We start from the raw sequence: 13,823 nt of genomic DNA, 5'->3' as shown, positions 1-13,823 counted from the left end.
CGGCCACTCGCGGAGTGGCCGGCTCAGGAATCCGGGCTCGTTCAGTCGTCCCAGGTGACGGGAAGCGACTTGGGGCCGTAGTGCACGCAGTCGTCACGCATCGGGATCTCATCGGCCGGTACGGCCAGCCGCAGCGTGGGGAACCGGTCGAACAGGGCCTCGTAGCCGACGCGCAGGATCGTGCGGGCGAGGTGCTGGCCGAGACACTGGTGCACGCCGTGGCCGAGCGCCAGGTGCCCGTGGTCCGTACGGGCGATGTCGAGCTGGTCAGGGTTGCTGTAGCGCTCGGGGTCGCGGTTGACGGCGGAGAGGGCGACGGTGACCACTTCGCCCTTCTTGATGGCCTGTCCCGCGAACTCGACGTCTTCGAGCGCCCACCGGCTGGCCCCGAGGTGGGAGATGGTGAGGAAGCGGAGGAGCTCCTCGACGGCACCCGCCATCAGCTCCGGGTCCTCGCGCAGCCTGGCCAGTTGGTCGGGGTGCTCGAGCAGGGTGAAGACACCCATGGCGAGCATGTTGCCCGTGGTGTCGAAGGCCCCGGTGATCAGCGTGGCGGCCATGCCCATGAGCTCCTGCTCGGTGAGCTGCCCGCCGCGGATCAGGTCACCGAGGAGGTCGTCCCGGGGATCGTCCATCCTGGCCGGTATGAAGCGGGACAGGAATCCGCTCATCCCGGACACGGCGGCGAGCGCCTCGGGCTCGGTGCAGGTGAGTCGTCCGAGCGTCTCGACGTGCCGCTGGAGGGTCTTCCGCTCCGATTCGGGGACGCCGATCATCGCGCACATCACCCGGGAGGGCGCGGATTCGGTGAAGACCTCGACCAGATCGGCACCCGGCCCGGCCTTTTCCAGATCGTCGAGTTGTTCATGCACGATTCGCTCGATCATGGGCGCGAGCTGACGCGTACGACGGACCGTGAAAAAGCCGGTGAGCAGCTTGCGATACCGGCCGTGGATCGGGTCGTCCGTCTTCGCGAAGGCACCGGGGTCGGCCGGGACACCGTCGTATTGCAGTTCCGTGGGGACCGGAGGGGTCAGCCCTTCCTGACGCGCACTGAAGCTCTTATGGGTGAGGAGTTCCTTCGCCTCGGCGTGACGCGTGATAAGCCACCCCGGCGACCCGGCCGGGTAACTCATGCGCGTTATCCGCTCCTGCGCGCGCAGGGGGGTGTAGCCGTCCGGAGGATCGAAGGGGCAGCTCCGCTTGGTGGGCAATGACACAGGGGGGTGCGGGGCGTCGACCAAGACTCCTCCATCGATTTCACATCCGTGTATCGAGGTCGTCGGCGGCTACACCGGCTGGCTCGAAGTCGATGCTAGCTTCGCCGTCGGCCCGACAGCGCACCGAAAGGCCCCCGCAGACAACGTCTGCAAATTTCCTTAGACAAAGGCGGAAGCTGTTGACCCCGTCCGGGTCGGCGAACTCACCGCGCCTGCCGCCACGTCTGAGCGTGCGGCCCGACCACCCTCTACCCCCCTTCCCCGGGTGCGCTCGGTCCAACCCCAACCGACCCGGGTCGAATGTCGGCCAACCCGTCTAAGGCGATTGTCTTAATAAGACGACCGCCTTACCGTGATCACAGGTCCCCGACACCGGAGGAGTCCCCCCATGACGGACGTCATCCCCGACTACCCCTTCGAGCAGCCGAACGCGCTGGAGCCCCCGCGGGAATGGGCCGAGACCCGGGCCACCTGCCCGGTGGCCCACGTACGGATGCCCAGTGGCGATGTGGTCGGCCTGCTGACCGGGTACGAGGAGGTCCGTGGGCTGCTGACCGACCCGCGGTTCAGCCGCAATCTCGCCCGCGAGGGCGCCGCCCGCATGTCGACCACCGAGGACGGGGGGACGTTCAGCCGGCCCTCCCTGGGTGACGCGGACATCAAGGAGGGCCCGGGACACCGGAGGTGGCGACGGCTGCTCAGCCGGGCGTTCACGGTGAAGAAGATGGAGGCGTGGCGCCCGCGTATCCAGGAGATGGCGGATGAGTTGGTGGGCGCGATGGTGGCCAAGGGGTCACCCGCGGATCTCCGCGCGGCGGTGGCCCTCCCCCTTCCCGTGCGGGTCATCTGCGCACTGCTGGGGGCGCCGAGCGAGGACCAGGACAAGTTCGCGCGCTGGTCGGAAACCCTGCTGACGCTGACGCGTTACACCCAGGCCGAAGTGGACGTGGCGCAGGCGGAGTTCCGTGCCTACGCATCGGATCTCGTCGAGCGCAAGCGGGCGCGACCGGGTGATGACCTGCTGAGCGAGCTGACCCAGATCACCGACAGCCAGGACGGCCGGCTCAGCCACGACGAACTGATCGCCACCGCGGTGGGTCTCCTGCTCGCGGGGCACGAGACCACCTCGAACATGATCCTCAAGATGACTGCGATGCTGCTGTCGGAGCGGGAGCGCTACGAAACCCTGCTGGCCGATCCCGGGCTGGTACCGGGAGTGGTGGAGGAGGCCCTGCGGCTGGACGCCCTCGGCGGGGTGGGCATCCCCCGGTTCATCACCGAGGACACGGAGGTCAGCGGGGTGCCGGTGGGCGCCGGGAGCACCCTGTTCGTCAATCTGCACGCCGCCAACCGGGACGAGCGCAAGTTCCCCGACCCCGACCGGTTCGATCCGCGCCGGGAGAACAGCGCCCAGCACGTCGCCTTCGGCGCCGGACCGCATTTCTGCGTCGGCCAGACGCTGGCCCGGGTGGAACTCCAGGTGTGCCTGGCCACCTTCGTCAGGCATCTGCCCGAACTGCGGCTGCGGGACGCCCCGGAAGACCTCCGCATGCGCGAGGGGATCTCGGCGGGCGGCTTCGAGGACCTGTGGGTCACCTGGTGACGGTCCGCGGCGGCACGGTGGGCGAGCGGCGCCGCGCGCACGGCCGGGGTGTGCCGGCCCCCGGGGCAAGCCTGACCGGTGCCATTAGCCTGACGGGATGACTCCTCCGGGCCCGGCTGCCCCGCCCTCTCCGCGCTCCGCGCTCGCGCGGGACAAACTGATGCGCACCGCAGAACGGCTCTACGCCGAGCGCGGGTTCGCGAACGTATCGGTCAGGCAGATCAGCGAGGCGGCCGGCCAGCGCAACAACTCAGCGGTGCAGTACCACTTCGAGAGCCGGGACGGGCTCATCGAGACGATTCTCTCGAGCCACACCCGGGTCGTGGAGAAACACCGCATCGTGATGGTGGAGGCGCTGCGCGAGCGGAAGACCGTGTCCCTGGAGGAGCACTACGGCTGCCTGATCCTGCCGAACGTCGAGAACCACATCGAAGCGGGCACTCCCACATGGTGTGCCCGCTTCCTCGCCCAGGCCCTCGTCGAGCCCGCGCTGCGCGACTACGTCCTCCAGGACCATCTGGACACTCCGTCGCTCCGCCTGCTGGACGAGATAGGTGCCATCCGCCGCGATGGCATCCGCCCCGAACTCCGGGCCCGGCACGGCACCATGGTGCGCCAGCTCTCCGTGCACGCCTTCGCCGAGCTGGAGTACGACCTGGCGAACGGCCGCATCGACCCCGCCACGGCGGAGGAATCCTGGCGGGTGCTCGGCCAGGATCTGATCAAGGCGCTGTGCGGACTCACCAACGGCCTGCTCGGCCCCCTGTGACCGCGGGTCTTCCCCACGTGCGTGGAGACGGCGCGACGACACGGGGGTGACGGCCTCGTCACGCCCGTGCTGCCACCCTTCGTGCGGGAGTGTCAGCGGGACGCCACGTTCCTGTCGGCACCGACATGCGTGGGAGGTTCCGTCCGATGCCACCGCCGAAGGCTCTCGCGCAGCGGCCCCGGGTGTCGAAGACGGTGCCCGTCCCCACCCAGGACCGGCCGGAAGCACACGGCCCCGCCCGACCCCAGTTCCCTCCGTCCAACGCGGCGGTGACGGCGGCCCTGTCCGGCGGACGCGGCCCGGCGGCGCTGCCGCCCTCCTCCGCCCGGTTGCCGCCCGCCGGGCAGGACATGGTCGGCAATGGCGCGGTCGCGGCGGCCCGCCGTACCGAGCCCGGCCCTCGGCAGCCGCAAACGGCCGAACCGGCACCACCGGTGGACACGGCGGAGGCGGCGCCCGCGGCCTCGACCGCCGCGCCGGAGACGAAGGCACGGCCCGGCCCGGGCGCGGATCCGAAGTTCGCCACGCTGAAGAAGGACGTACGGCTCAAGAAGCGCTCGCTGGCGAGCTCGCACCCGCCCCCGAGGACGGAGGCCGGGGCCGCCCAGGACGCCGCCCGGCCGCCCAAGGACGACGAAGAGGCACAGGGCAAGACCGCCAACGCCGAGAAGATGAACGAGGCCAAGCCGAAGGACTTCGACAAGGACGCGTTCATCAGGGCGGTCGAGAAGGCCATCGCCGAGAAGGCGCCGAAGAACCTCGACGAGGCCGACAAGTTCGCCGACTCCGGCAAGGCCGATGAGGTACGCGCGGAGGTGCACGGCAAGGTCGGCGAGGGCAAGTCGGCTTCGGCCGAGCAGATCGCCACGACGACCGCCGCCCCGCCGGACACCGCGGCGGCCGTGCCCAAGAAGGTCGTACCGCTGACCTCGGACCGGCCTCCAGGGGTCCCGGGCACGCCGGATCCGGCCAACGCCGTACCGGACAGGCTGCCGCCGTCGGCCACCGATATGTCCGCGGGCCCCGCCCAGCTCAAGCAGCGGATGGTGGGCGCGCAGGTCACCGAGGGACAGTTGCGGAAGTCCAACGAGCCCACGTTCAAGACGGCGCTGGACGAGAAGAAGGCCGCCGAGCGCCACTCCGAGGCGGCCCCCGGCCGGATGCGCGGGCATGAGAAGAAGGAGCTGAACGCGGCCACCGCGCAGGCGAAGCGGCTCGGCGCGGCCGCCATGGGCTCGATGGGCGCCCAGCGGGCGCGGACCGGGCAGCAGGTCGACCGGGGCAAGGGTGGCGCGAAGGGCCGGGACGAGGAGAAGCGGACCCAGGTCACGGCGCTGCTGCAAGGGGTCTTCGACACGATGAAGAACGACGTCGAGGCGATCCTCGACGGCCTCGACAAGCTGGTCGACGACCAGTTCGGCAGGGGTGAGAAGGCGGCGCGGGACGCGTTCACCGCCGAACACCAGCGGAAGATGGACGAGTACAAGGACCGTCGGTACTCGGGTGTGACGGGCAAACTGCGCTGGGTCCGCGACAAGTTCGCCGGGCTGCCCGCCGAAGCCGACAAGATCTTCGAGGAGGCTCGCGACAACTACGTCCGCCGGATGCGGCAGGTGATCTCGGACGTCGCCGACACCATCGGCGCCGAGCTGAACCGGGCCAAGCACCGCATCGCGCGGGGCCGGGCCGAGTTGCGGACCGCGGTGCGCGAACTCCCGGCCGAGCTGCGGTCCATCGGGCAGCGGGCGGCGGCCGAGTTCGCCGACAAGTTCGATGAACTCACCCAGTCCGTGGACGACAAGGGCACCCAGCTCGTCGACACGCTGGCCACCAAGTACACCGACGCGCTCACGTCCGTCGACGACGAGATCGCCGCGGAGAAGGAGAAGAACAAGGGCCTCGTGGCCAAGGCCGTGGACGCGGTCAAGGCCGTGATCAACACCATTCTGGAGCTGAAGCGGCTGCTGCTGTCGGTCCTCGCCAAGGCCGCGTCCGCGGTCATGCTGATCCTCAAGGACCCGATCGGCTTCCTGCGCAATCTGGTCTCGGCCGTCGGCGCCGGTCTGCGGCAGTTCCTGCGGAACATCGGCCGCCATCTCCAACAGGGCATCCTGTCCTGGCTGCTCGGCAAGACGGCCGAGGCGGGCATCGAACTGCCGGCGAAGTTCGACACCCAGGGCGTCCTGAAGATGCTCGCCTCCCTGCTCGGACTGACCTGGCAGTCGATCCGCGCCCGGATCGTCCGCAAGGTCCCCAAGATGGAACCGGCGGTCGCGGCGGCCGAGACCGCGGTACCGCTGGTCGCGGAGGTCCGCAAGCGGGGCGTCGCCGGGATGTGGGACGACCTCAGGACGCGCGTGGGCGATCTGCGCAAGGACCTGCTGGACAAGGTCATCGCCTATGTCACGCCGACCATCGTCGTCGCCGGGATCATGTGGGTGATCTCGCTGCTCAACCCCGCGTCGGCCTTTGTGCGGGCGGTGAAGCTGATCATCGACATCGTGCGGTTCATCGTCACCCGGGCCCGCCAGATCTTCGAGTTCGTGAACGCCGTGCTCGACGCGGTCATCGCGATCGCCGGCGGCGGCAGCGGCGGCGTACCGGGCCTGATCGAGCAGGCCCTGGCCCGCTCGATCCCGGTCCTGCTGGGCGTCCTGGCCGCGATCCTGGGCGTGGGCGGGATCGCCTCCCGCGTCAAGGGGATCGTCCAGGCGATGTCCAAACCGGTGAACCGGGCGGTGGACTGGGTGATCGACAAGATCGTGGGCCTGGTGAAGAAGCTCTGGCCCAAGATCAAGTTCGCAGTCGACAAGAAGAAGCCCAAGCCGAAACCGAAGCGCCGCCCGGACCGGAAGCGGCCGGGCCGCCCGCGCCGGCGGAAGCGTCCGGACCAGCGGCGCCGTCCCGGCCGGCGCAGGCCCGAACACAGGCGCGCCCCGAAGAAGAAGCGTCCCGGCAAACGTCCCGACAAGCGGACCGAGGCGGACAAGAAGCGCGCCCTCGACGCCGCCGTGCGCGATGCGACGCATCTGCTCAACGAGGAGTCGGCGACGGTGAAGTCCGTACGGCGCGGGCTCCCGGCCATCAAGCGGCGGCACCGCCTCACGCGGATCCAGCTCAAGAAGGTGACCGAGGGCAAGTACCGCGTCAAGGTGGCCATCAACCCGGAGGCGGAGACCCCGATCGAGGACCTGGGGGACAAGTTCCCCTACAAGATCGGCCCGGCCGAGGAGCATTTCAAGATCAGGAAGCATGGGAAGGTGGTCGACCAGCTCAACCCGATCAAGAAGCTCCCGATGGCGGGGCGCGACCCGCGAACCGGCTTCGTCATCAATATGGCGGCCGTCCCGGGCGAGGTGAAGAAGAACCCGGGCATGGCCGCCCGCTATCTCCACGACGCGTGGAAGCACCCCGAGACCAAGCACTTCGGGCCGGTCAGCACCGCCGTAGTGATCGGCGTCAACACCTTCGAGCACCTCGACCAGAAGAACGACAGCAGGGTCCTCAACGAGGCGATCGACGCCGTCAAGCGACCGCTCAAGCTCATCATGGCCGTGTTCGGCTTCATCTGGACGCCCAGGTGGCTCCACACGGACGGCCATGAGGTCCCCATGGCGGAGGTGCGCAAGAAGTGCCGGGAGCTGACGGCCGACGAGAAGCGCGTCGCCGAGCAGAACGAGAAGGGCCTGCGCGACAAGGACGCGCTCCCCTACGGCCTCTTCCGCGAGCAGGTGACCAACTCCTCGTACACCCGCGAGGCGACGGCCATCCTGTCGCATGCCAACGACCAGGTGCACATCCTGGGCCAGGACGCCGACACCGGGGTCGCGGTGTCCGAGACGACCGGGGTCCTCGCCGCGTACCAGCGGGTCCTCGACGCGATGGGCGGCCATCCGCTGATCACGATCGGCGGCTACCACTTCAAGGGCTTCAACTGGAGCCCGGAGGGCGACCAGCGCCCCAAGCAGCTCACGCTGCTCGCCAACGCGCTGGACCGGGCGATCCGGGTCGCCATCGCCGGACGGTTCCCGCAGATGCTCTACCCGACCGAGCCGAACATGCTCATCAAGGCGTGGGACCGCCATCGGCCGGACGGCCTCTTCCAGACCAGCCGCCTCCACGCCCTGCGCCAGGTCCAGGGCGGGCTGTACGGCATCGGCAGCGCGGAAGGACGCAATCTGCGGATCCAGTTCATGGAGGTCTTCGGCGAGAACCTCGCCATCGCCTACGCCCCCGAGGCGTCCACCAGCACGAGCCCGGAGCCGGGAGACGAGGACCGCGGCCTGACCGTACGGCCGTCGGGCGTGCACCTGGCCGCACGCGGCAGGATGCGCGGCAAGGGCGGTGTGGAGGAAGCCATCCGCGTCGCACACCGGATGTACGCGCTCATCATCCAGTCACAGTCCTACACCAGCGCCCACACCCTCTCCCGGGAGTACTTCCACGCGAATCCCGGGCTGTCCAAACGGCTCCGGTTCACCCTGCGGGACACCGTCTTCGTGCACGTCGAGAACGTGGCGATGATGATGGCCGACAACCCGAGGCTGACCGTCCGCGGCGAGAGCGTCCAGGCGGAGCTGCAACGGCTCTCGGACACCGTCGACCGGCTGGTCCGCGGCGCGGGGGGCGACCAGCGGCGCAAGCGGGCCGTAGAAAGAGCCCGCGACCTGACCTCGGACATCATCCAGGCGATGACCGCCCCCGAGCTCCACACCTTCTGGGAGAGTGTCCGCACGGCCCTCGACGAGGCCATGAGCGACGCACCGCAGAGCGGAGGAGAGCCGCAGTGAACCGGGAGACCGCCGACCGGCCGCGGAGCGAGGCATCGCGGGACGACTACGCCTCGATGGCACGGCTGGCGCGGGCGCTGTACGAGAGCGGGCCGGGGCCGCGCGAGGTGCTGCGCGAGTGCTACGGCGTCGGCCTCCCCGACGAGGTCTTCGCCATCGTCGACGCCGGGCTGTGGTCCCTCGACCTCCTGGCCTACTTCACCAACCAGCCCTGGCAACTGGCCGTCCCGCCGGACCGGGGCGGCCCGGCCGAGGCGCCCGATCCGATGGCCGACACCGAACTGCTGGTCCTGGCGCTCGACCCCGATCTGATGCCGCTCGTGCAGATTCCGGCGGCCACGGCCGGTGCGGACGACCGCATCGTGTGCTACCGGATCGAGGAGCTGCGGGCGGGCCGGTCCACGGCCTTCTGCCTCCGCGCGGCGCCCTACCCCCACAGCGAGCTGCGGGACGCCGAGGCGCTGCGCTGCGGGGAGTCCCTGCTCGCCGTGCTGTACGAGGTGCACGCCGACGACCTCCGCCGGCTCGAGGAGGAGCTCCACCAGCCGTGGAACCGGGGCGCCGGATCGGTGGACCGCGGGGAAGTGGAAGCGGCGCACGCGTCCCTTGAGCTGATTCAGAGGTTGCGGGGCCAGTCGGGCGGGCGTCAGGAGGGCTGAGCGCCCTTCGGCTTCAGTACCACCGTGCCCGCCACCGGGGGCACGACGGGGCTCGTCCGGGCCGCCGCGCCCGCCACCGCCGCATTGCCCAACTGGTCCTGCCCGGCGAGCAGACGATCGAGGACGGTCGGCGGTTTCGCCGCGGCCGGGGCGGGGGCCGCGGCCGGGACGTGGTGGGTGGCCACCGCCGTCTCCTGGGGGCGGGCCGGTGGGACCGGGGCCACCAGGCGGTGGAGGGAGAGCGGGGGTTCGGTGGGCAGCATCGGCTTCACCCCGGGGTTCCGTCGTCGAGCAGATGGGCGTGCGGGCCCAGTTCGGCCGAGCGGAGCAGGCGGGCCTCGCGTTGGAACTGGCGTGCCACACCACGTACGACATGGCGCATGACAATCGTATCGCCGCTTCCGTCCGCGGCCGCCAGTGCCGCCGTGCGGGCAGCCGCGGCGATGGCGGCGCCCGTCATGTCCAGGCGGGCCAGGGCCTCCAGGTCCACGTCGGGCGCGAGCGGGGCCTCCTCGGGGAAGGCGAGGCGCCACAGTCTGCGGCGTTCGGCGGCGGCCGGGCGGGGGAAGTGGACGACGAAGTGGAAGCGCCGGGTGAAGGCCGGGTCGATGTTGTCCTTCAGATTGCTGGTCAGGATGACCAGGCCGTCGCTGGCCTCCAGGCGCTGGAGCAGATAGCCGACTTCCAGGTTGGCGTAGCGGTCGGTGCCGTGCTTCACCTCGCCGCGCTTGCCGAACAGGGCGTCGGCCTCGTCGAAGAGCAGCACGGCATGGCTCTCCTCGGCCTGCCGGAACGCGATCTCCATGTTCTTCTCCGTCTCCCCCACCCATTTGGAGACGACCTGGGCGAGGTCCACCTTGAGCAGTTCCAGGCCGAGCATGCCGGTGACGATCTCGGCGGACATGGTCTTGCCGGTTCCGGGCTCCCCGGTGAAGAGCGCCTTGACCCCGCCGTGCCCGGAGCGGCGGGCGAAGCCCCAGCTCTCGGCGATCCGGGGCCAGGCGCGGAAGGCCGACGCGATCTCCAGGATCTGGCGGAACTGGACATCGGGCAGGACCAGGTCGTCGACGGTGCGCCGGGGCGTGATCGCGTGGACGGCGCTGCCGCTGCGGCCGCGGGTGACGGTGGCGATGGCGGGCTCGACATGGTCGGTGACCGGCTCCGGGTGTCCGTTGCCGGCCAGGCGTGCCCCGGCGTCCGCGACCGAGGCGACGGCGCGCAGTTCGCCGCCGCTCATCCGGTAGCGGACGGCGAGGTCTTCGAGGAGGGTGCCGGTCAGGTCCGGGAGCGCGGCCGACCACATCGCCCGGCGCTCGGTGAACCCGGGGACGGGCAAGGTGAGTTCGGCGTACGAGCGCGCGGCGAGCAGACCCGCCGGGCGCCAGGGCTTCAGGCCGGTCAGGCACACCGGCACGCGCGAGCGCAGCAGCGCGGCGGACACCGCGTCGGCGACGGGCCGCTGCTGCTCGCCGTGCAGGTCGTCGGTGGGGATCCACAGCACGGCACCCAGCGCGGCGGCCGTCCGCAGATCGGCCTCGGGGTCGGCGGTCAGGGTGCGCAGCGGCGCTCCGGCGGCCCGGGCCAGTGCCTGTACGGCGTCGAGTTGGCCGTCGGGCGGGCAGCCCCACAGCCCGGTCAGGTCGAGGTCGCCGCGGCCCAGCGCCCGGCCCAGCCGGATGAGCCGGTCCGAGGAGAGGTACGGGGACGGCACGCGGGGCTCGGGCGGTGCGACCTCGCCGGAGTCATGGCCGAGCAGGCCCACGTCGCCGCCCCAGCCCAGCAGGAAGTCCAGCACCCCGGGGCCGGGGACCAGTTCCTGGGCGAGTTCGACCGCGGCCTCGCCGTGCGCGCGCAGCAGCCCGTACCGGCGCAGTGGCCCGGCCGGGCCGAGGGAGCGGCGCAGGGCGAGGCGGGCCGCCGCGGTGTCCGCGCCCACGGCCACCAGCAGTTCCACGCTCGGCAGCCGCCGGTTCAGGTTGTCCACGACGTAGGCGTAGATCCGCTCGTAGCCACGGTCCAGTTCGGGCGCGGCGGCCAGGAGCAGGGCGTCCTGCTCCGCGCGGGTCAGGCCGAACCGGGTGGCCAGCGCGTCCAGCGGCAGGGTCGTGCCCTCGGCGGACGCGCGCCGCCTCAGGTCCCGTTCGGCCTCCGGCTCCGGCTGCCGGGGGGCGCACGGCTCGGCCATGGCGTCGGCGAAGGCATGCACCTCGCCCAGCAGCACGTCGACCTGTTCGTCGGTCACGCAGTACGGGGTGAGGTCGGGCCTGGTGAGCCGGGCGGCGAGCGCCGCCTGGCGCTCGACGGCGGCCCTGAGCGCCCGGTGCAGGCCCGCCAGCCGTAGCCGCAGATGCTCGAGCGCTGGTTCGCCCATGTGTCTCACCCGGCCGAGAAGGTCAGGGTCCGGCCTCCCAGCCAGGCCACGTCGGGCACATCGGCGAGCAGGCCGCCGCGCAGGAGGTCCGCATGGCGCCGTCCCATCGGGACGCGCACCCGGACGGCCGCGGCCTCGAACCGCACCGTGGCCTCCAGGTCGGCGAAGCGGTCCAGGGCCAGCAGCGGATCCGGTGTTTCGCGCTCGCGCCAGAGCGTCCAGGCGACCGTGGACAGGCCGAGCGCGGCGGCCAGGGTGACGGTGCGCTCCAGACCACCGTCCCTGTCGAGTGGCACCGCCCGGCGCTCGGTGACCAGGGCGGTGACCAGGTCCGCGCACCGCTGGGCGTGGGCGGGCAGCTCCGCGGCGAGACGCGGGTCCGGTGCGGTGCCCGGCGCGCTCCACAGCGGTGTGCGCCAGGGCAGCCGCGCCACCGGGTCGCCGCGCAGCGGCCGTACGCCGGTGAGGAACGGCACGCCCGCCGAGGCGAGGTCGCGCAGGGTGCCCGGGGGCAGGGGCCCGTCGCAGAGCAGCACGGGTGGCCGCCCGCAGGACTGCCAGTACGGCAGCAGCCCGGCGGCCTCCGCGGCCCAGGCGATCGGGAACATGCCGTGGGCGTCGACGAGAAGCAGCCCGTCGTCGGCGCCCGTGAGCAGCAGCGGGTCGGCGGGGCCGTGGCCCCGGCACACGGCCAGTGCCAGGACGCCGTCGAGGACCGGGAGCGCGGGGCGCACCTGGCGGGCGAAGGCGGTCAGCCGCTCCTCGTCGAGGGGTGGGAAGAGACCGGCGAAGGCGGCCGCGGCCTCGCCGTCCCGTTCGGCGCGCCGCCAGCCCCGTGCGGTGGCGCCCAGCACCTTGTACGCCAGGGCCGCGGCGAACAGCGGTGCGTCCTCGGCCAGTTCGACACCGGACAGGGCGGGCCCGATCGCATCGAGGTATCCGATGCGGGCCAGTGGCCCGGCGAGCAGGAAGGGCAGGGCGGACCACACCTGCACCTCGCCCGTGGTGCTCGGCCCGGCGGCGGTGCTCGCCCCGGCTGGGGTACGCACCGCACCGGTGCCGCCCGCCGCGCCGGACGGCTCCTCGGCACCCGGGTCGTACGCTCCGGCCGGGGACCGGGCCGGCCGTACCGCCTCCGCGCGGTCCGGCGACGCCAGGAAGTCGGCGAGCAGCCGCGGCAGGTCCGCCGCGTCGGCGCCCGCGATCATCGCGCGCAGCCGCTCGGGCAGCGGCTCGGCGGGCCCGGGGCGGGCGGCCGCACCGTGCGGATGAGCGGGCGGAGGGTCTGCCGTGAGGGCGCGCCCGACGAGTTCGGCGAGCAGCCGGGCGGCCGCCGTGTCGTCCACGCCGAGCAGGGCCAGCAGATACGTCCCTAGCGACGCGTCCGGCAACAGCGCGAGCAGCGCGTCCAGTTCGCCGCGCTCGGCGAGTTCGGCGAAGAGCGCGGCGGCGCTCGGGGCGGTCCATGGATCCGGCGCCGCCGCGAAGGACTCCTCGAACGACATGGCGTCGGCGGCGGTTCCGGGCGCCTCTGCGGGGACCTCCACCATCGGCACCGGCGCGAAGTGGACCTCCACGGGCGGCCCGCCGCCCGCCGTCCGGCCGGACCGGCCGTCCCGGCCCGGCCGGACGGTGACGGTCAGCGGCTCGGTGATCTCCACGTCCGGCCCGTCGGCCGCCAGCCGCTCGGCGAAGTGGTCCGCCAGCAACTCCGGCAGGGCCTCGACCACCTGGCGGATCAGGCCGCGTGGCTCGGGCCCCCAGCTCCACCCACCGCGCCGGACCACCGTCACGGTGCACCGGTGCACCGTGATCTCGCCGGGCTCACCGTCGTCGCCGGTCCCGCCGGTCCCGGCGGCGGTCGGCGCGGTGGGCGCGCTCACGTCACCCTCACCTTCCCCAGGTGGCCCGCCCAGCCCGCGACGAGCACCAGCACACCGTGCACGCTGCCCACCACAAGGGTCACCGGCAGTTTCACCTGGGTCTGCTGGGCGGGGATCTCCCCGGCGAGCACATGGGTGTCCTGCTCGTCGGAGACCAGGGCGACCACGGGGGTGGGGCGGGCCACGGCGACCTTCACGGTGACGGTGAGCCCGTCCGTGGCCAGTGCGATGCCCTCGGTCCACGACGCGAGCCGCACCAGCGCCGGTTTGGGTTTGCCCTCGGACGTCATCTCGACCCCGAAGGCCAACGGCTCGGCGAGGGCGGCCGGTTCGTCGTCCACGGCCGTCGCGGCGAGGTCCCGGGCGCTGAGCGGAAGGTCCGCGACGCGGCCTCCGTCCAGGGATACGCGCAACGGCAGCGCGCGGCCGACGAGTGCGGCCACCTCGTCCGGGGCGGCGGCGCCGGTCAGGGCCAGCGCGCCCACGACGTGGCCGGTGTCGAGGGTGTACACCACGGAAAGGGCCATC

Annotated in this window: 9 protein-coding genes; 4 read left to right on the top strand and 5 right to left on the bottom strand. The window is 71.9% G+C overall.

Translation table 11 applies throughout. The features are described from left to right. Window positions 1-41 precede the first annotated feature (41 nt). Window positions 42-1,136 (bottom strand): cytochrome P450, encoded by a 1,095-nt coding sequence (locus ACK1X7_RS44475; RefSeq protein WP_398159584.1) that lies wholly within the window; start codon window positions 1,134-1,136, stop codon window positions 42-44. A gap of 472 nt (window positions 1,137-1,608) precedes the next feature. On the opposite strand from ACK1X7_RS44475, the gene ACK1X7_RS44470 reads away from it, so the two are divergent. The 4 genes from ACK1X7_RS44470 to ACK1X7_RS44455 all read left to right on the top strand — a co-directional run bounded on the left by ACK1X7_RS44470 (window position 1,609) and on the right by ACK1X7_RS44455 (window position 9,041). Beyond that, entirely contained in the window at window positions 1,609-2,823 is a 1,215-nt protein-coding gene (locus tag ACK1X7_RS44470) for a cytochrome P450 (RefSeq protein ID WP_398159583.1), read from the top strand. A gap of 160 nt (window positions 2,824-2,983) precedes the next feature. Next, window positions 2,984-3,592 (top strand): TetR/AcrR family transcriptional regulator, encoded by a 609-nt coding sequence (locus ACK1X7_RS44465; RefSeq protein ID WP_385147447.1) that lies wholly within the window; start codon window positions 2,984-2,986, stop codon window positions 3,590-3,592. A 146-nt stretch (window positions 3,593-3,738) separates the two neighbouring features. Further along, window positions 3,739-8,382 carry a hypothetical protein gene (locus ACK1X7_RS44460; protein ID WP_413116629.1) on the top strand — a complete coding sequence of 1,548 codons (4,644 nt, stop codon included), beginning with the start codon at window positions 3,739-3,741 and terminating at the stop codon, window positions 8,380-8,382. Then, window positions 8,379-9,041, top strand: coding sequence for a hypothetical protein (locus ACK1X7_RS44455; protein WP_385147440.1), 663 nt, complete (start codon window positions 8,379-8,381; stop codon window positions 9,039-9,041). Before ACK1X7_RS44460 ends, ACK1X7_RS44455 begins: the two co-directional genes overlap by 4 nt. Here ACK1X7_RS44455 and ACK1X7_RS44450 read toward each other — a convergent pair. The 4 genes from ACK1X7_RS44450 to ACK1X7_RS44435 are packed head-to-tail and all read right to left on the bottom strand — an operon-like array spanning window position 9,029 to window position 13,822. Beyond that, a complete protein-coding gene (locus ACK1X7_RS44450) occupies window positions 9,029-9,304 on the bottom strand; it encodes a hypothetical protein (protein WP_385147437.1) in 276 nt (91 codons plus the stop codon). The genes ACK1X7_RS44455 and ACK1X7_RS44450 overlap by 13 nt on opposite strands. A gap of 5 nt (window positions 9,305-9,309) precedes the next feature. Then, window positions 9,310-11,412, bottom strand: a complete 2,103-nt coding sequence (locus ACK1X7_RS44445; RefSeq protein ID WP_413116628.1) for an ATP-binding protein — start codon at window positions 11,410-11,412, stop codon at window positions 9,310-9,312. 5 nt (window positions 11,413-11,417) lie between these two features. Next, window positions 11,418-13,295 (bottom strand): hypothetical protein, encoded by a 1,878-nt coding sequence (locus ACK1X7_RS44440; protein ID WP_413116627.1) that lies wholly within the window; start codon window positions 13,293-13,295, stop codon window positions 11,418-11,420. Beyond that, window positions 13,292-13,822, bottom strand: a complete 531-nt coding sequence (locus tag ACK1X7_RS44435) for a hypothetical protein (RefSeq protein ID WP_385158706.1) — start codon at window positions 13,820-13,822, stop codon at window positions 13,292-13,294. Before ACK1X7_RS44435 ends, ACK1X7_RS44440 begins: the two co-directional genes overlap by 4 nt. Between the last annotated feature and the right edge of the window lies 1 nt (window position 13,823).

This window comes from Streptomyces sp. CY-1, assembly GCF_047218265.1.
Taxonomy (GTDB): Bacteria; Actinomycetota; Actinomycetes; order Streptomycetales; family Streptomycetaceae; genus Streptomyces; species Streptomyces niphimycinicus.
The sequence above is the reverse complement of the archived record's forward strand: the minus strand, read 5'-3'. Positions and strand labels throughout refer to the sequence as shown.